This window comes from Bacillota bacterium (assembly GCA_013178415.1).
Lineage (GTDB): Bacteria > Bacillota > SHA-98 > Ch115 > Ch115 > Ch115.
Genome location: JABLXA010000003.1, coordinates 218,550 through 237,357 on the forward strand (window position 1 = coordinate 218,550; position 18,808 = coordinate 237,357).

The following is an 18,808-nucleotide window of genomic DNA, read 5'->3' on the forward strand; positions in this document are numbered from 1 at the left end:
GTCACATGAGAAGTATAACATATAAAGCCCGCAAGGTGAATGCAGAGCTCTCGACTCAATCAAAAAGCACGCTCACAGACAATTCCTCGTATATGCGCCGGATCGCCTCCGCCAATAGCGGAGCCACCGATAATACCTTGATCTTATCACTCATTTTAGAAGGCGGGATCGGGATTGAGTTAGTCACCACTAGTTCCTTGATCCCGGACCTCTCCAACTTCTCTGTTGCATTCCCCGAAAGGACGGGATGGGTGCAGCACGCATATATTTCAGTCGCACCAGCCTTGTGGAGTCTATCTGACACGGCCACGATAGTGCCTGCTGTATCAATTATATCATCTACTAAAAGCACTCTTTTGTCCTCTATATTGCCTATTATATGCAAAGCCTCGGCCACGTTCGGTTCAGGTCGGCGCTTGTCCACTATGGCCAATCCCACGTGCAGCCTTTCGGCAAAGGCTCTAGCCCGGGCAGCTCCGCCAATATCCGGAGAAACCACCACGCCGTCGAAGTTTGCGGCTTTATAATAGTCTGCGAGAATTGGGGCAGCCAGCAGCGGATCTACCGGTATATCGAAAAACCCCTGAATCTGGCCAGCATGCAAATCCAATGTCACGATTCTTTGTATACCAGAATTTACCAGAAGATTAGCCACCAATTTCGCTGTGATTGGATCTCTTGGGGCGGTCTTGCGGTCCTGACGAGCATAGCCATAGTACGGAATCACGGCGGTAATGCTCTTGGCTGAAGCCCGCCGCATGGCATCGGAAATAATCAGGAGTTCCATGAGATTGTCATTTACAGGCCAGCAAGTTGGCTGAATTATGAAAACCTCTGCGCCTCTTACGGTCTCCTCGATCCGAACCCTGGTCTCTCCATCTTGAAACCTGTCTACTTTCATTTTCCCAAGCTCAAGACCAAGATGAGAGGCTATTTCCTGAGCAAGAGGGAGATTCGCGGTTCCGCTGAAAACCTTCAGTCTCTTATAACACAAAAGCATCTCAGACTCACCCCCTCGGGAAATGCTCTTGCATTCGGATTCCGCCGTATTCAGCTTCACTCTTGAGACTCATCTCTCTTTCTACGTCTTCCCACCCAACCTTCTATGTTCCTCTGCAGGCCGCGAGCGATGCCCAGAGCACCTGAAGGGACATCTTGTGTTATCGTAGACCCTGCCGCCACATATGCTCCCTTTTCGACACGCACGGGGGCCACGAGATTGGTATTGCTCCCAATGAATACCTCATCCCCGATGATCGTGGGATGTTTCCGCTTTCCATCATAGTTACAGGTAATTGTGCCGGCGCCCACATTTACATCTTTACCTATGGTAGCGTCACCAATGTAGCTTTGGTGAGGGACCTTGCTATTCTTGCCTATCGTCGACTTCTTGACTTCCACGAATGTCCCGACCTTTGCCCCTTCCTGCAGGATCGTGCCAGGACGAAGGTATGCGAAAGGTCCTACAGAGGCTCTAGGCCCAATCTGGCTCTCATATGCGACAGCTTGCTGCACAACCGCGTCATCATCAACGAAAGTATCTACCAGCCGTGCCCCGGGTCCTATTGTGCACCTTTGTCCTATGGAGCTGTTCCCTTCAATAATGGTGAAGGGATATATTATCGTGTCATTTCCTATCTTTACATCTGCATCAATGAAGACCGAGGACGGATCTATGATCGTGACTCCATCCAGCATGAGTTTCTCGCGAATTCGCTGTCGCAGAATTCCTTCTGCCTCAGCCTGTTCTAAACGAGTGTTTATCCCCATGACCTCCACCGGGTGCGGCCAAACAACAGCCTCCACATCAAGGCCTTTGCTCACCATGACCTTTACGACATCCGTCAAATAATACTCGCCTTGCGCATTTGCGCGATCCACCTGCCCGAGCATCTGGAACAATATTTTCGATTGAAAAGAATAGACAGCACTATTTATCTCACGTATCGACTTCTCAGCAGGTGAAGCATCCTTGTCCTCAACTATCTTTACCACCTTGCCATCTGCCCCGCGGACTATATGCCCGTACCCGCTCGGATCGTCCATCACGGTAGTAAGGACAACCGCCGAGGCCGCTTTAGCCTCGAGGGAAGCAACAAGCTCCTTGACAGCATCTGATGGCAGGAGCGGGACATCCCCCGCAGCGATCACAACAGGGCCATCATAATCTTTCATCAGATTTTCGGCCTGCATCACCGCATGCGCTGTTCCGAGCTGTTCTTTTTGATATACACACTGTAGTTTGAATGGAGCAACGCCTATAGCCTTCACCGCTTCCTCCACCATCTCCCCCTGATGCCCTACAACGATGACAATAGAATCAGCCCCCGCACCTAACAAAGAGTCAACCACATGGTATAGAATTGGTTTCCCGCAAACCTTATGCAGGACTTTTGGAAGCGCAGATTTCATCCTCTTGCCGAGGCCGGCGGCCAGCAAGATCGCCCTGAATCCCGACAAGCCAAGTACCCCCTCGTTGTATGATCATAACCAGGAGGGTTCACCCTCCTATTTATGCATTTTCGTACCCATGCTTATTTCTCCGGGGATGGAGGAAGTCCTTTTTCAGCTCTAGGCAAAACTGTGAAATATAGCTCCGGACCAAGATCTCCGCATGCCGAAGGAAAAGGCGAATGACTGATGTCCTCCTCTCAATCTACCAGGTACATTCCCAGGGCATCGTAGACCTCGTCCGTTATTTCACCTGTCACACGCAGACCTCTCTTCCGCTGAAATTCTTTCACGGCTTTTACCGTATCATCATCATACAGACCATCTATCTTTCCCACCGAATAGCCGAGATGGGCAAGGCGACGTTCGGCAAGCAGGACATCGGCTCCCCTCTCCCCCGGTCCCAAAAGACGCCTCGGATTCCTGAGGGGGTCATAAGGATGACTTACTATCTTCACCAATGTGCCAGGTTTCACTAGATTAAATAATTCCTCCACATGCTGATTGTGCATCCTGATGCAGCCGCCAGAGGCGGCATCGCCAATGGACCAGGGTTTGTTGGTGCCATGAATGCCGTAGATGCCCCAGGGGACATTGAGCCCCATCCATCTTGTGCCAAATCCCCCGCTCCAGCTTGCCTTTCGGGTAATTCTCCATTCTCCCGGAGGGCTTGGCGTAGCTGGTTTACCCACAGCTACAGGATATTGTTTTATCGGCCTACCTTGTGAGTACATAGTGAGAGTTCGTTCTTGGGTATCAATGACCAAGATTATGGGCTCAGCTAGCTGTGTATGCCAGGCACCAGCTTCCAGAGGGAACGGAGACTCAGGGCCCCTGGGGGCCGCAGGCTTCCCCTGAAGGGATTGGCTCGTTATTGGAGCAATACAACCGCAGGGGAGAGTGACAACTCTTTCTAAATGTGAAGCTGCTTGACCCTTGGCCAAATCTCTCTCATGCGTTCTGTCAACCCTGGTCTTCTCCGACGCAACAAGTTCGGGTTTTGGCGCTTTCTGGACATTATGTCGCATAGAGTTGGACTCTGCGCCAGAGTCATCATGGCGAGACTCCTCTCCGCTGGGAGGGGAGGGTTTTACCTCCTGATAAGACCTGATGGCGGCCATGGTGATCCCGGCTATCAAAATGATGCCGATAGATGTCAGGATCATCCTCTGTCTCATGCTAGATGTTCTGAGAAGACTCCCAAATGTGGCTGGAAGCTGCCGTACAAATCCCTTGAGGGAGCGAAAAGACATCCCCATATCAATCAGATTTCCTCCTCTTCCAATTTCGATCTGTGAGATATTATTCCCAATAGATCTGTCCCTAATAGCTCGTTCGATGCCCGGCTCCCGGCTGATTCGGGCTCGACGGGCAGGGGCGAGTGGTAAAATGGGAGGAATGGGAGGATGGCGGAATGCCCGAACTTGCGCATGGGATTGCAGAGTAGTATCATCATGTGTATAACCTATATATATTTGCCCATATGATCCGTTATCAGATCCAGGCAAAAGTATTGAAATCCACATACCCCCATATCCTGGGCATGCAGCGACCGCGTCGCCGAGGATGGGAAGATCAAGGTGGTTTTAGAAGATTGTGCTCTGAGTCCTTTGCTCTCAAACTAGAAATTCCTTCGCCTGTTCTTGAGATAGTCAATGAACTCCATCATCATGGCTATCAAGCTTTCATAGTCGGCGGCGCAGTCCGGGACATCCAGCTTGGGCAGAGGCCCAAAGATTGGGATATTGCTACAGATGCCTTGCCTGAAGATGTCGAGTCCATTTTCGGAGAAAGGGCCATTCCGACAGGAGAACGTTTTGGCACGATCACCGTGGTCTTCCACAGGGGAGAAAAGGCAGGCTCTGGCCAGGCCAAAGGAGCCGACTACCTGGAGGAGGATGGTCATGCAGCAGAGGTGACGACCTTCCGGAGCGATGGGATATATAGCGATGGGAGGAGGCCTGACAGCGTATCTTTTTCCAGCAGTATCGAGGAGGATCTGGCAAGACGAGATTTTACAATAAACGCCCTTGCTTATGATCCTTTTCGCCACGAAATCGTCGATCCGTTCAATGGGATGAGAGATCTCCGTGAACGGAGGATATCATGTGTCGGCAAGCCTGAAGCTAGATTTAAAGAAGATGCCCTCAGAATGCTAAGGGCAGTGCGCCTGGCCGCTGAACTCTCCTTTGAGATTTGCCCTGACACTAAACATGCCATCCTCAGCATGGCCCATTCGATCACAAAGATCTCGAAAGAAAGGATCCGGGCTGAGCTCGACAGGATGCTTGTCTCTCCGGACGTAAAGAGGGGGCTTGACCTCCTCCAGGGGACGGGCCTTCTGGGACATATCATCCCAGAACTCCAGCAGACTGTAGGAATGGAACAAGGCTCAAACCATATCCACACTGTATGGCGTCACACCATGGATGCGGTTTGCAGGATCGAGCCAGCCTTGGCCCTGCGCCTTGCTGCTTTATTACATGATGTCGGGAAACCGGCCACCCTGTCCCGCGATGAGCAGGGCCGGATCTGGTTCCACCATCATGATATCGTAGGGGCGGAAATTGCAGCCAGCATCATGCGGAGGCTTGGCTATCCATCGGATCTCATAACCCATGTCTCCTCCCTTATCAAGTATCACATGTTCCGTTTCAACACTGAAGCTACCGACGGGGATATTCGCAGGCTGGTAGCGCAGTTGGGCCTCGATTTCATATACGACCTCGCAAAACTTCGAGAAGCGGATCGGGAAGCAACGGGGACCATGCATGGGATGGGTGAAAACATGACGCTTCTCTTGCATCGAATCCGCGAAGCGCTTGCCAGGGGGCCTATTCTGCACCTCAAAGATCTGGCGATAGACGGGAGCGACATAATGGACATATTGAATATCCCTCCCGGTCCCAAAGTAGGTGCGATCCTGCACAGATTACTTGATATGGTTATGGACGACCCGTCACTCAACACAAAGGAGAAGCTCTTAGAGCTCGCAAGAGAACTCAATAACCATTAATGGGTCATCTCCTCCTCATTATCAGCGCTTCTCGCACATTTCCCCCTGCGGCATCAAGAAGCTTACCCGCTTCCTCCGCGTTCACACCGGCTTTGAGCATGACTATGGCTCTTTTGACATTGAGCCCCGCATCCTCGAGAATCCTGGCAGATTCCGCATAGCTCGCGCCTGTGGCGATCATGATGAGACGTCTGGCCCTGTCGACAAGTTTGGCGTTAGAAGGCCTCATGTCAACCATGAGATTGCTGTAAACTTTGCCGAGCTTGATCATCACTGTAGTACTTATCATGTTGAGCACCATCTTTTGGGCCGTGCCGGCCTTCATCCGAGTAGAGCCCAGGATAACCTCAGGCCCCACAACTGGAGCGATCGCTATGTCCGCTATCTTGGCCATTTCAGATTCGCGATTGCAGGTAAGCGAGATAGTCAACGCGCCGAGCCGCCTTGCTGCTTCGAGAGCGCCTATGACATAAGGAGTCCTCCCGCTAGCCGCTATTCCCACTACGGCATCATGTGCATTTACACCTCGTCCTATGATGTCTCGCTCCCCCTGCCCTGCATCGTCCTCAGCCCCTTCACTAGAATGACTTATAGCCTTTTCACCGCCAGCGATGATGGCCTGAACTAGAGATGGATCCACGCCAAAAGTTGGAGGACACTCAGAGGCATCGACGAAGCCAAGTCGCCCGCTGGTGCCGGCGCCCACATAGAAAAGACGCCCTCCCTTTGCTAGCCTATCAGCTATCCCATCGACCGCCCTCGCAATAGAAGGCAATTCCGCCTCAACCGCGAAAGCTACCTTTTTGTCCTCATCGTTTATGAGACGAAGGACTTCTATAGTAGGCAGACAGTCGATTTCCACGGTCCTTTCGTTACGCTCTTCAGTTGCAAGCCTTTTCAATTGCTCTGTGATATCATGTCTCATCATGCCTGAAATTCACTGCTCCCCCATCAAAAGCATTACGATCCCCGGCGCGCCGAATCCTGTGATGGGGGTGGGCGCAGGAGTCCTGCGCCTTCACCGCCTCATCACTCGTGTCCTTCGTGCCGCAGTCGAATGTCAACTCGTCGCCGGCACCTTGGGAAGTTTGGCAAGCGCCTCGTCGATGAGTTCTTGCGGATGCTGGTAGTCTTCCAGCTTTCCAGCGAAATAAATGTCATAGGCCCCCAGGTCCAGAAGTCCATGGCCGCTGAGATTGAATACTACCGTCTTGGCTGTCCCGGCCTCTTCACATTTCTTGACTTCGTCAATGACACATGCAATGGCATGGGCTGATTCTGGAGCTGGAACGATTCCTTCAGCCCTGGCGAAAAGGCAGGCGGCCTGAAACACCCTGGTCTGCATGAACGATTGGGCTTCGATAAGGCCATCTTTGAGAAGCTGGCTTGCGATTGGCGCAGCGCCATGATATCTCAATCCTCCGGCATGGATGCCGGCGGGAACGAAATCGTGGCCCAATGTATACATTGGCATCAATGGCGTAAGGCCAACGGTATCGCCGAAATCATAGCCAAACACGCCCCTTGTCAGAGTCGGGCAGGCCGCTGGTTCAGCCGCTATCACCTTTATATCTCTCCCATCGATCTTATCTGCCACAAAAGGTAGCGCAAGGCCAGAGAAATTGCTGCCCCCGCCGAAACAACCTATTACGACATCGGGGTAATCGCCGACCTTGGCGAATTGCTCCTTGGTCTCCAAACCTATGATGGTCTGGTGCAGCAAGACATGATTCAGAACGCTGCCCAACGAGTAGTTACTATCTGAATGAGAAGCCGCGTCTTCTACTGCCTCGCTTATGGCAATCCCAAGGCTGCCCAATGAGTCAGGATGCTCCCCCAGTACCTTGCGGCCTGCAGCCGTCCTGGGACTCGGGCTCGGAATCACCTCCGCGCCGTATACCATCATTTGCGACTTACGATATGGCTTTTGCTCATAACTTACCCGTACCATATATACCGTACATTCGAGACCAACGAAATTGCATGCGAGAGCCAATGCAGTGCCCCACTGCCCAGCGCCTGTCTCGGTGGTAAGACGCTTTATGCCGGCCTGTTTGTTGTAATAGGCTTGTGGAATGGAGGTATTGAGCTTATGGCTGCCGGTAGGGCTTACGCCTTCATATTTATAATAGATTCGGCAATGCGTGCCCAAAGCCTCCTCGAGGCGATGGGCTCTATAAAGTGGAGTAGGCCTCCATAGGGACAATAGCTCCATTACCTTCTCCGGGATATCGATCCATCTTTCCTGACTCATCTCTTGCTCGATCAAAACAGGCGGAAATATCGCAGATAGATCCTCTGGTTTCGCAGGTTCTAACGTGGCTGGATTGAGCGGCGGCCCTGGCTTCGTTGGCATGTCGGCGACAATATTATACCACTTCCTAGGGATATCCTTTTCCTCTAATATGATCTTGGTAGTCATACAACTTTCCCCCTCTGGTTGCATAAGAATATAAAAAAACCCTCGTCCTGTAAGGGACGAGGGTCGATTCCCGCGGTGCCACCCTGATTAGTCAGTAGACGCATTGCGCCTTTGGCTCACTCAAAAAGGCACAGGCTTATCGAAGTCGATGCCCTCCCCCTTGTAACGGCGAGGGCCCCCGCAGGCGCCTACTCACAGCGTATACGCTTACCGCGCATACTCATCAGGTATCGAGCTTTCGGGCCTGAGCTCGCGGATCCATTCAGTGCCGGCCTGACGTCGAGTTTCCACCGTCCCCGACTCTCTTCATAGTCAGCGGGCGGCACCTACTATTTCCGGTCACAGCTTTTGACCATCTGATAAATGTTGACTTTATTATATTACCCCATGGAAAGACTGTCAATATCGGGTTTTGCGATGTTTGCGATCATATTCACACAAAGTCTGCCCAAAAACAGGCGACCCCTAATCTATGAAATAGACAATTTTCCGCATCAGTACATCCTGTGTTTCAGGTAATAATCATGGATCGTGAGATAGCTATCTAATGGCATGCCCTTGAATGCAACATTGGACGTGGAAAAGATATATCCCCCGCCGGGTTTGCCATGCTCCATGGCATATGCAGCGCTCGCCAGCATCTCCTCTTTGGTTCCAGTCTGTAGAAGAGCGCAGTTGACATTCCCTATCAAACACACCTTTCTGCCATAACGTTCTTTCATGACAGCCATGTCTATGCCACCTTGGGGATCAAGGGAATGGAGCGCGTGTGGGCCGCATTCTACTATTTGATCCACGATTTTCATTATGTCGCCATCTGTATGTTTGATAACATATGCGCCCATATTCCGCTGCCCTTCTATGAGTCTGGCGAGATATGGGGTTACGAACTCCCGAAACATCGCAGGCGATAGAAACGGTCCTTTATTGAAAGCATAGTCAGAGCAAAGGGCGAAACCATCAAAGCCCCCGTCCATCAGACGGCGACATTTCTGCAGTTGGCGTTCCACAATATTGGAGGCCTGCTCCTTCATTTCGTCTGGCCGATCATGTAGATTATAGACAAATTCGGTCATGGTCGAGCCATCCGGAAGCGCATAAGTGGCATCTCCATGGCAGACAAAGAGCCGCTCACAAGAGAGATATTCTTCTACCCTTTTGCGCAGATCTATCAGGGTCTCTACATGGTCCTCCCCTTCGAATCTCGGGACCCCATAGCTCAACATGACGATAGCATAGTCCAGACGATCGGCTACCTTTGCCATGAGCCTCGCATTATGATCAATGATTTCTTCCCTGGATTTTCCCTGGGCGACCTCTTCGCCAGTGTAATAGCTCTCCCCAAACAATTCTTCAACAAGCTGAAATTCCAGTTCCATCGTCGGGACGTAATCGGGTTGCCCGAGCGTGAGCGCGATTATGGCCCTTTCTTTCGGAGTCATGATCCTCTCTCCTTCAGAAAGACATCTCCTGGCAGGCTAGGCCAGGCCTCATTCGGCTTATGCACCACTTGAACCTCTCCACGACTGAAGTCACGGGATCCTGCAACCCTTAACCTGATCACCTCAATCAATGTATCACAAGCAGGAAATCGATACAAGAGATCTACTATAAACTGAAAAGACAAGCATGGGCCGTTTTCACGGAGAGACGAGATGTCGTGGAATAACGCCTTCGTAATGGGCTGCCTATTTGCAGAAGATTATATGCACGCACCAATGGAAATAATCCTATGGTGAAGAGGCAAATAAAGCACTCGAAATCTGCACATAGTTGAGAGGTGCTGAGCCATGGCGGAGGATATCCAAAAAAGAAGGCCGGTGCATGTAGTTGGTATTCGAGTTGAGGACAGGGTAAAATATGCGCCCGAAGTCCAGGAAATATTGACGAGATATGGGGATGTCATCGTGAGCCGGGCGGGATATCACAATCCGCAGAGCCCTGACGGCATCATTACGATGGTCGTTGAGGCAGAGCCAACGATCGTCCAAAATCTTGCGAAGGACCTGCGAAAAATCGAGGGCGTGTCAGCTGAAACGTGCCGGTTGACCTAAGGCACGCCGAATGCGGGGTGCTCCTCCCATCGGCATTTGTCTGAGAGGCCGCGGTATGGGTGCAGGTGGTACCGGCCCAGCGGCTTTGATCCGAGGCCGGTAGACCCGGGGTTGGGATACTCCGATCGGCGGCATTGATCCGAGGCCATATAGCCCGAGGGCCTCGGATCACTGAGCAGCCTCGCAGCAAGGCTGCGTCCGCCAAGAGGAGTATCCATACCCCGGTCATGCTGCGTCCGACGGGACGAGTACACATTCCCACCGCCGCCTCGGATCACAGAGCGACCCTAACGCCTTTCTTCGACGACTCATATGCCGCGAGGGCTATCCGAAGAGATTCATAACCGTCTTCCGCTGTAGCCAGCAACTCCTCCCGGCCAAGAAGGGCCCTGACGAAATTGGCGACCTCAGCGTCCCATCCGCCGCCTCCTACGTCATCCGGGAGGATCCAGCCAGATTTACCCAGATCAGTCTTGGTTTTATAGATCTTCAGCGGAGTCACGTAATCGGCCACAATGGTTCCTTCAGATCCGTAAATTTCTACGCCAAGGGGTCCCGCCTGGCTGCTCCAACCAACCTCAAAATAGGCCAGGAGCTTGGGATCCTTAAATTCCATGATGCCAACCGCCCAGTCTTCCACACTTATATCCTTCCCGAGAGTAGCGGTCTTCGCTGAAATGGAGGTTACATCCCCGCCGAAGTAGCGGCAAAGGTCGATAGCGTGAATGCCCATATCCAAAAGGGCCCCGCCCCCCGCCATCTCTGGTTTGAAGAACCAATCGCTCATAGCTGACCAGGAAAGATAAGGACCATTGTGCGCGAACCTCACCCGCATCATCATAGGCTGGCCGATAAGGCCTTTCTGTATGTATTCTCTGACCTTGCGATTGAAATTGAAGTATCTGTGAGTGAAGCCAACCATCAGCGTTACCCCAGCCTGCTTTGCTGCATCTATCATGGCACGGGAATCCTCGAGGCTCGTAGCCATGGGTTTTTCGCATAGCACATGCTTGCCAGCATTGATGGCGTCAATGGTCTGCTGAGCATGCAAGCTATTGGGGGTGCAGACGCTCACTGCATCAATATCAGCCTTTGCGAGCATATCCCTGTAATCAGTATAGACTTCCGGGACATTGTAAAGCTCCGCCGCTGTCATTGCTCTTCCTTCATGGACGTCGGCAACCGCTTGTATCGTAACTAGATCCCGCAGCTTTGCATAGGAAGGGAGATGCGCATTCCTGGCTATCGCACCACAACCGATTACCCCTACTCTGAGCTTGTTATCTGACATTAGACTAACCCCCTCATTTTGATGTGGGAGGGACATGTCAAGTCCCTCCTTATCTAGTATGAGATCCTTTGCTTTGGTGGTCCATGACCCTAGAACCGCTGAAGGTATTCCACGCTCTTCCTGGTTCCCTCTTTGGGGTCCCCAAGCCCTTCAAACTCAACCGACAGATATCCGTTGTAGCCAGCTTCTTTTAGGAGCCTGACCACTTCATCGATCTGAACATCCCCTTCGCCTGCGACTGTTCCAATGTAGCGCGTGCCATCGAGAGCAGTGTAAAACTCCGTGACATCGCCATCGTCGATCTTCTTCATGTCCTTGAAATGAACATGGGCGGCAAGGGAGCCAAGTGTACGCACCGCATCTACAGGCTTCTCATTTACTAGGAGGAAATTGCCTGTATCAATAGTGGATCTCAAACTGGGTGACCCAACGGTCTCAATGATCTCCTTGACCTGGGAGCTCTTTCCGGCCAGAAGCCCATGGTTCTCCAGGGCAAGAACGACCCCCTTTCTTTCCGCATATTTTGCGCCCTCAGAAAGCCCTTCCAATATCCAATTCTTAGCATCCTCGAATTTGATTCCAGGAACTAGATCTCCGCTGAAAACCCGCACTATCTTAGTCTCTAGGTCAACAGCCATGTCCACCCCATTCCTGATTTTTTCCACCTCGGCCATCCTTTTGTTGACATCAGGGTTTACAAAATTATTGCCGATGGCATAAGCTGCAACCTTAAGCCCCCTGGACTTCACGCGGTCCAAGGCTTTCTTTGGCTCAGAGGAGATATCTTTCCAGAAGAAATCAAGAAGCTCGACTCCATCTACGCCCAGTTCCGCGGCATAATCGATGAACCCGAAGACATCCATTTCTCCCTTTCGATAGAGTTTGTGAAGACTCCACATACTAACAGCAACTTTCATTCCAAATGCCCTCCATTCGTATCTCGTCTTATCTTAGAGATTTAGCGCAAAGCCCCCGTTCATCGAGGGGAAACCGGGAGGATGGCCGCGCCCAATACCATCCGAATCCATTGTTTATCCCTCAGTCTCAGCAACCGCATATCTCACCATGCTCAAGGATCTTGGCCTGCTCGTCGACTCTCTAACCACAAGCGTCGGGGTGATGACCTGGTCTTTGACTTCGCCTGATGTCATCGCCTCTAGAAGCGCCAGCATGCTTATACGCCCTATTTCATATTTCGGCTGATCCACCGTGGTGAGCGGCACCTCCATCTGCGATGTGATCGCTAGATTATCATAGCCAACAACCGATACATCGTGAGGTATAGATAGCCCCAGTTCCCTGATTGCCCTCATCGCACCCCAGGCGTCCATGTCGCCGCAGGCGAAGATAGCTGTAGGCGGATTCCTCATGGCAAATAATTTCCTGGCCGCAGCATAACCCTTTTCCCAGCTATAATCGGTGTCTATCACAAGAGTGTCGTCAGGCTCCAGGCCATGTTCACGAAGAGCTTCACTGTAACCTTTGAATCTGCTGAGCCCTTGATCAAACTCCTGGCCGCGCGCGCCTAAATGGGCAATCCGCCTGTGTCCCAGTTCGATCAGGTGCTCCGCCGCGACAAAGCCCCCGTGAAAGTTGTCAACAGAGATCTGCGGGTATATCGCCTTCTCTGATATATTTAGAATTCCGACAATAGCTGTGCCTCTTTCATAGAGCTCATTCAGCAGCTCGACATTTCTCGCGCCATTTGGACATATGATGATGCCGTCGACACCTCGTTCCTCGAGAATCCGCAGGAAACGAGCCTCTCTATCTATATCATCGTTGGTAGTGTAAAGGAGCATATTATATCCCTTTTGTTCAGATACATCCTGGATTCCCTGAATCACCTCCGCAAAGAAGGACGCAGCTGCGGATTGAATGACCAGGGCAAAGAGACATGTTTGTCTTGTCTTGAGTCCCCGCGCGATGAAGTCCGGCCTGTAATTTAGCCCACGAGCCACCGCCCTTACTCTCTTCCTCGTCGCTTCACTTACGCGCCCCTTATCTTTGCTGCTGAGCACAAGGGAAGCGGTGCAGACCGATACACCGGCCTGCTCTGCGACATCTTTCAACGTCACACGCCTTGTAACTGATTTCTGGCGACTTCCCAATCTATGCGTCATCCCTTTTTCGCCATGGCGGATACCCCTGCGTTCACGCATCAGGGGAGCCATAGTTCCTTCCCTCCTGATTCTTAACTATGGGGTGGTTGACTGCTGAAGCATGCGCACTGCGCTCAGCCTCCACTTTTTAAGCGACATTGGGCCCTTGCATATTGATGCGCACTGTTGCGCATTGATCCTTTGCTCATTGGCAAAGATAATGAGGGTCATTACGGAGCTTCTCCACCAGAAACTCTATCATAGGCAAAGATTTAATCAATCGTAGAGTAGAGGCTCCCACTTTGCCCATACGCATGATCCCAAGGTTGAGCAATTCTTCATCTATGCGTTCAAATCGGCGGGGGGTACCCCAGTCATGCAGATATAAACGCTCCATATGCCGATTTCCGTCATAGTCAATGATGACGGTATCCGTCGGCACTTTCTGCATGTGGTATGGGACTCCGGCAAGTTCCTCCGCTGTATGGATCGTTGTATTCGACCCCTGACCAACGCCAATCAGCAGTATATATCCACCCCTTTGGGCCAAACGATAGTATGGTGTTTCTTTACCACAAGGGGTAGTGGAATGCTCATGTCCTGCTATCAGATCGGGGACAGAAGGTCCTATGCCAGAAACTGAATGAGTAGGGTGCAGGCTCCGCCGCGCTTCCGGTCTTTTCATGAATTCTGAGGGAATCCGGCCAGTCCAGCATGGCGAATGCCTCACATCAAAGATAGGGGGATTATCCGGCCCGTCCTCTCGTCTGCCCGTCAGGGTGGGAACAAGTACTGTTCCCTCAGGGCCAACAGCCTCGAGCATAGCATCGATCACGGTATCAGCTCCGCCTGCCACATATCCGAAGCTGCTGAGTGAACTATGAACGAGAAACCCATCACCCTCCTTGATGCCTAATTCTCTGAGGCCAGCCACAATCATTTCTTTGGTGACCGTTTCCTTAGCAAGACCGGGATTATCATCCAATTTTCTCATATATAGCCCCTCCAACCCAGACTCTCTACGGCGCCAAGAACGCCCATATGTCGAATCCTCAGTGATTTCTCGGCGACCCCATCCATGGGCGACAGAGCCCTGGCTTACCTCTTAACCCTTCATTCCGGTGAGTGTAATCCCCTGGATAAATGTCCTCTGAGCAAAGAAGAAGAGAATGACAGTGGGAATTACCATCACGGAAGCCACAGCCATTACGAGGGACCACGGGGTATCATATCGCCCCTGAAATTGCTGCAACCCTACAGCCAGGGTATACATTGACTCATCAGTAAGATAAATCAAAGGCCCCATGAAATCATTCCAGCTTCCCAGGAATGTAAACAGACCTACCGTCGCCAGGGCAGGTTTGGCCAGCGGGAGCAATATTTTCCTGAAGATACTCCATTCATTGCAACCGTCTATACGGGCAGCGTCAGAAAGCTCCCACGGTATCGTCAAGAAAAACTGCCTCAGCAAAAAAATACTGAACGCGCTCCCGAAAAATGCGGGAACTATAAGCGGATAAAAGGTCCCGATCCACCCAATTTTCCTGAATGTGATATACAAAGGGATCATGGTAGTCTGATAAGGTAACATGAGAGTGCTCAGCATGATCATGAATAGAGCGTCCCTTCCCCACCAGTTTATCCGGGAGAATCCATAAGCCACCAGAGAGGATGATATTAGATTTCCTATAAGGACAAACAAACAAATGGTCAATGTATTCTTGAGATAAAGAAGGAACGGTATCATCGTCAAAGCCTTGGGATAATTAGACCAGACAGGCGGCTTCGGTATCCATTCCGGCGGAAACCGGAAGATCTGGTAATCCGGTTTGAGAGATGTGGAGATCATCCAGAGAAAGGGCGCAAAGAAGAAGATCCCTATCCCTATGAGCACGATGTGCGCCAAAACTTTTGAGAGTCTCCTGCGTTCTTTGATTCCTCTTACATAGCGCGCAGATGATATCGGCTGTTCCATTTCGATCTTACCTCCGCAGAATCGACTCAACTATGTGCCAACTAGCGCTGGTAATGGACCCACTTCACAGAACTCCTGAATGTCAAGGCAGTCACCAGCAGCACAAGCAGGAAAAGGAGCCATGCCATGGCCGAAGCGTACCCCATCTTGAAATAGACAAAGGCATTATTGTAAAGGTATAGAGAATAGAATAGCGTCGAATTTGCTGGCCCGCCCCTGGTCATGACGAATGCCTCAGTGAAGTATTGGAATGACCAGATAAGCCCCATGACGAGATTGAAAAAAATCGTAGGTGACAAAAGGGGCAAAGTGATATGGATCGTCTTGTGCCAGCTGGTGGCGCCGTCGATTTCAGCAGCCTCATAGAGATGGTTTGGAATATCCTGAAGGCCTGCAAGGTATATGACGATGGATCCGCCAATTGTCCAAAGTCCCATCAGTATCAGCGCTGGTTTGGCCCATTTTGGGTCAGCGATCCACCCTATTGGAGGGAGATGGAGTTTCATCAGAAGCCCATTGATCAACCCATATTGGGGGTTGAGAAGCCACCTCCACAGCACAGCCACGGCTACAGCAGGGACTATGGAAGGCAGATAATAAACCGTCCTGTAAAAGGCCATCCCTCCAACTTTCATATTTAACAACAGGGCTATCGCCACGCTTGCGATAAGCCCAAGGGGCACAGAGAACACTGTATAATACACAGTATTGTAAAGAGAAGTCCAGAACAGCTCATCATGTGTGAAAAGCTCAGCGAAATTCGCGAGCCCCACCCAGACAGGCGCCCGCATGATGTTATACTCAGTAAAACTATAATAGAGAGAACTCAGGATAGGGTATAGCGTAAACAACACAAAACCAATAATCCATGGCGACACAAAAAGAAGGCCATTGCGGAAGTTTATGAGCGCAGTTCTCCGCCTCGTGATCTTCATTCTAATAGTATATAGGCTCAACCTCCAGCCCCCCTCAGCATCCCGGAATTCTGGACGCCGAAAACTTCATTTTCAGGGGCGGGCCCCTGCGCCCTGGCACCGCAATTGAACAAGCAGAGGGCCCGCCGCTAGATCTTCAGGTATATGTGATTCGATCCGATATGGCACGTTGTTATCTACCAGCGAACTTTATTAAGCTCAGCCTGGATCTTGGCGGTTACCTCCTTCAACACATCGCCTGGAGAACTCTGGAGGTTATATGCCTTGTCGGCGGCCGCATAAAAATCATTAACATACATTTCTATGACTGGTATTGGCGGCACGACTCTGGCGTTCGGATTCTCTGAGAGATCTACAAAGAGCCTCACCTGAGGATCTTTGGTGAATGTATCCCCCAGTCCCTTCAGGTGGGGAATATTCGCGATAAATGCGCTGAATTCCTTTGCCACGGCCTTGCTTGTGGAAAGCCACTCGACAAACTCCCACGCTTCCTTAGGATGCTTTGCGCCCTTCGGAATTATGATGGGGTTCGTGCCTACAACATTTGTGCCCTTGAGCTCCGGATGGCCATCAAGGTATGGGAAGGATGCCACTCCGAAGTTGAGTTTGGGCGCATACTTGGGAATGAAAGCCAGTTGCCACACGCCATCCAGTGCCATGGCGAGTTTGCCAAGATAGAATGGGTTGTCACCAGCCCCACCTTTGCCGAAACCTGAAGCAAAGTTCTGGATCGCCTGGACTCCATATTTCTTAATCAGACCCACTTCCCATTCGAGGGCTTTTACATTTTGAGGATGATCTGCTGTAATCTTATTAGCTGCCGCATCATAAAGGGAGCCGCCAAAGAAATATGACATATTGACAAGATCGGTCTGAGGGATGAAGCCTATCTGCTGGATTACCTGTCCTTTCTTAACAGTGAGCTTCTCGATGTAATTTGTCAGTTCCCCGATAGTCTGAGGCGGTTTCTCTGGATTGAGGCCAGCTGCCTTGAATAGATCCTTGTTCCAATAAAACGCCTGGTTATAAAGGACAAATGGCATGGCCCACTGATGGTTGTTGATTTTGGTCAGCTGAATGCCAGCCGGGACAAAAGCATTCATGTCTGTCTTGGATTTCTTGATGAAATCATCAAGGGGCGTCAAAGCGCCGTTATAAGCCCATGAGGCGATGGGAGCGGAATCCCATAGAATTGCCACATCTGGAGGATTTCCACCCGCTATGCTCGACAGGATCTTTTCAGGACTTACCGGAGCAAGCGTGTCTATCTTTATGTTCGGGTGTGATGGAGTGAATTCTTTATCCACGAGCTCCTGCAGCTTCGTGATTTCATGAGCATTGAACCCATGCCAGAATTTCAATGTCACTGTGCCGGCAAAAGCAAAACTCGTCATCGCGAACCAGATCCCCAGCAAAGAGACAAGGAACACAAGAGATCTTCTACGTGAATGCATCCTTATTCCTCCTTTGGCTTATCAATCTTGCCGGATCCCATATCCATCCGGGTCAATACATGGACTTGTTGAGAACCCCGAGCTAGTCACAGAGGAAACGCCCCGAGCACCACCACCTTTGCCTGGCCACTCGCAGCCCCCTATAATACGCTCCCCCATAACATTAGGTTAATCGATTATCCTGGGAGAGACAAAAACCTTATCATTGAATGGAGGGACACTATACCGCTGCATTTACGGTAATTCCGAGTCTGCCGATAAACCACATATCGGCATTCATATGACTTTTCAATGGTATACTTCTACACGTTAACCGATTATCCTTCTATGCCACATCAAAAATCTGTCTCTCTATAGTGTTATCTTTCCGAATATGGTCCAAGGAGGTGGGAATAGGCCAGACATTGTCACATATACACGCAGGGGGACATCGCATTTCTGCTCAAGAAGCTGGGTATGGTGCCCCTCAAAAAGGGAAGCACCATCTACGGAGGAATAGGGACTAATGGTATATTCAGGACTTGCAAGTTCGATTACCATTCCGATAGGACTCCGGTGGCCAGTGGGACTGCCAGCGCAATCGCCAGGGCCCTGAAATTTAAAGATGTCAAGGAGATGAAGGACTATCTCGATACTGCCGGCTGGAGGAGGAAGCGGTAGTAATCTCCCAGAAAATTCTTCTTGACAGTCCAAGCACATCCAGAATATAATAGCGGCAATAAATATTACGCTTTGAAATTTCATAATGACGAACCTCGCATCGAGAGTGGCGGAGGGACTGGCCCGATGAAGCCCGGCAACCGGCAACCTGAGTGTTGCAGTGGTGCCAAGTCCTGCAGAGCGAGGTCCCGCAAGATTCGTTTCCAGGAGAGTTTTGCGGGACAGGAGTTCTGAGAGATGGGAGGGAGGAAGTCTGAAGTTCGATGAATATGACGGCCTCTCCCGATCTCGGGAGGGGCTGAAAATTTTATGCACAATGCAGCGATGTTGATAAATGGTATGATATCCAACGAAGACACAGCCGGGGCAGCAATTGAACAGGGCCAATAAGGGCATGACACACAGGCGAGACGGCAATCATCAAGTTTACCGGGCGAAAAGGTCGCCA

The 18,808-nt window shown here is 51.0% G+C and carries 16 protein-coding genes and 1 riboswitch; of the genes, 3 read left to right on the plus strand and 13 right to left on the minus strand.

What is annotated here, in order from left to right; translation table 11 throughout:
- Window positions 1-55: 55 nt before the first annotated feature.
- The 3 genes from HPY52_03985 to HPY52_03995 all read right to left on the minus strand — a co-directional run bounded on the left by HPY52_03985 (window position 56) and on the right by HPY52_03995 (window position 3,629).
- Complete coding sequence (locus HPY52_03985) at window positions 56-1,000, minus strand: ribose-phosphate pyrophosphokinase (GenBank protein ID NPV79425.1); 945 nt, start codon at window positions 998-1,000, stop codon at window positions 56-58.
- A gap of 56 nt (window positions 1,001-1,056) precedes the next feature.
- Complete coding sequence (gene glmU, locus HPY52_03990) at window positions 1,057-2,460, minus strand: bifunctional UDP-N-acetylglucosamine diphosphorylase/glucosamine-1-phosphate N-acetyltransferase GlmU (protein ID NPV79426.1); 1,404 nt, start codon at window positions 2,458-2,460, stop codon at window positions 1,057-1,059.
- A 191-nt stretch (window positions 2,461-2,651) separates the two neighbouring features.
- Window positions 2,652-3,629 carry a L,D-transpeptidase family protein gene (locus HPY52_03995; GenBank protein NPV79427.1) on the minus strand — a complete coding sequence of 326 codons (978 nt, stop codon included), beginning with the start codon at window positions 3,627-3,629 and terminating at the stop codon, window positions 2,652-2,654.
- A gap of 416 nt (window positions 3,630-4,045) precedes the next feature.
- On the opposite strand from HPY52_03995, the gene HPY52_04000 reads away from it, so the two are divergent.
- Window positions 4,046-5,467: an HD domain-containing protein gene (locus HPY52_04000; protein ID NPV79428.1), complete on the plus strand. Its 1,422-nt coding sequence runs from the start codon at window positions 4,046-4,048 to the stop codon at window positions 5,465-5,467.
- A 4-nt stretch (window positions 5,468-5,471) separates the two neighbouring features.
- On the opposite strand, the gene murQ is transcribed toward HPY52_04000, so the two are convergent.
- The 3 genes from murQ to HPY52_04015 form a co-directional block, all read right to left on the minus strand.
- The gene (gene murQ / locus HPY52_04005; GenBank protein ID NPV79429.1) at window positions 5,472-6,392 is read right to left on the minus strand and encodes an N-acetylmuramic acid 6-phosphate etherase; all 921 of its coding nucleotides are present in this window, start codon (window positions 6,390-6,392) and stop codon (window positions 5,472-5,474) included.
- 135 nt (window positions 6,393-6,527) lie between these two features.
- The gene (locus HPY52_04010; GenBank protein ID NPV79430.1) at window positions 6,528-7,889 is read right to left on the minus strand and encodes a TrpB-like pyridoxal phosphate-dependent enzyme; all 1,362 of its coding nucleotides are present in this window, start codon (window positions 7,887-7,889) and stop codon (window positions 6,528-6,530) included.
- A 494-nt stretch (window positions 7,890-8,383) separates the two neighbouring features.
- Window positions 8,384-9,331 (minus strand): hypothetical protein, encoded by a 948-nt coding sequence (locus tag HPY52_04015; GenBank protein NPV79431.1) that lies wholly within the window; start codon window positions 9,329-9,331, stop codon window positions 8,384-8,386.
- Window positions 9,332-9,679: 348 nt separating this feature from the next.
- On the opposite strand from HPY52_04015, the gene HPY52_04020 reads away from it, so the two are divergent.
- Window positions 9,680-9,943: a hypothetical protein gene (locus tag HPY52_04020; GenBank protein NPV79432.1), complete on the plus strand. Its 264-nt coding sequence runs from the start codon at window positions 9,680-9,682 to the stop codon at window positions 9,941-9,943.
- 274 nt (window positions 9,944-10,217) lie between these two features.
- On the opposite strand, the gene HPY52_04025 is transcribed toward HPY52_04020, so the two are convergent.
- The 7 genes from HPY52_04025 to HPY52_04055 form a co-directional block, all read right to left on the minus strand.
- Complete coding sequence (locus tag HPY52_04025; protein ID NPV79433.1) at window positions 10,218-11,234, minus strand: Gfo/Idh/MocA family oxidoreductase; 1,017 nt, start codon at window positions 11,232-11,234, stop codon at window positions 10,218-10,220.
- Window positions 11,235-11,323: 89 nt separating this feature from the next.
- The gene (locus tag HPY52_04030; protein NPV79434.1) at window positions 11,324-12,151 is read right to left on the minus strand and encodes a sugar phosphate isomerase/epimerase; all 828 of its coding nucleotides are present in this window, start codon (window positions 12,149-12,151) and stop codon (window positions 11,324-11,326) included.
- A 114-nt stretch (window positions 12,152-12,265) separates the two neighbouring features.
- A complete protein-coding gene (locus tag HPY52_04035; protein NPV79435.1) occupies window positions 12,266-13,408 on the minus strand; it encodes a LacI family DNA-binding transcriptional regulator in 1,143 nt (380 codons plus the stop codon).
- 133 nt (window positions 13,409-13,541) lie between these two features.
- Window positions 13,542-14,330: an AAC(3) family N-acetyltransferase gene (locus HPY52_04040; GenBank protein ID NPV79436.1), complete on the minus strand. Its 789-nt coding sequence runs from the start codon at window positions 14,328-14,330 to the stop codon at window positions 13,542-13,544.
- Window positions 14,331-14,441: 111 nt separating this feature from the next.
- Window positions 14,442-15,311, minus strand: coding sequence for a carbohydrate ABC transporter permease (locus HPY52_04045; protein ID NPV79437.1), 870 nt, complete (start codon window positions 15,309-15,311; stop codon window positions 14,442-14,444).
- Window positions 15,312-15,352: 41 nt separating this feature from the next.
- Entirely contained in the window at window positions 15,353-16,246 is an 894-nt protein-coding gene (locus HPY52_04050; protein ID NPV79438.1) for a sugar ABC transporter permease, read from the minus strand.
- Between the two features lie 176 nt (window positions 16,247-16,422).
- Window positions 16,423-17,700 carry an ABC transporter substrate-binding protein gene (locus tag HPY52_04055; GenBank protein NPV79439.1) on the minus strand — a complete coding sequence of 426 codons (1,278 nt, stop codon included), beginning with the start codon at window positions 17,698-17,700 and terminating at the stop codon, window positions 16,423-16,425.
- Window positions 17,701-18,156: 456 nt separating this feature from the next.
- Between HPY52_04055 and HPY52_04060 the strand changes: the two genes are divergently transcribed.
- Window positions 18,157-18,360, plus strand: a complete 204-nt coding sequence (locus HPY52_04060; protein ID NPV79440.1) for a hypothetical protein — start codon at window positions 18,157-18,159, stop codon at window positions 18,358-18,360.
- Window positions 18,361-18,454: 94 nt separating this feature from the next.
- Window positions 18,455-18,562, plus strand: a riboswitch (SAM riboswitch).
- Window positions 18,563-18,808: the final 246 nt, after the last annotated feature.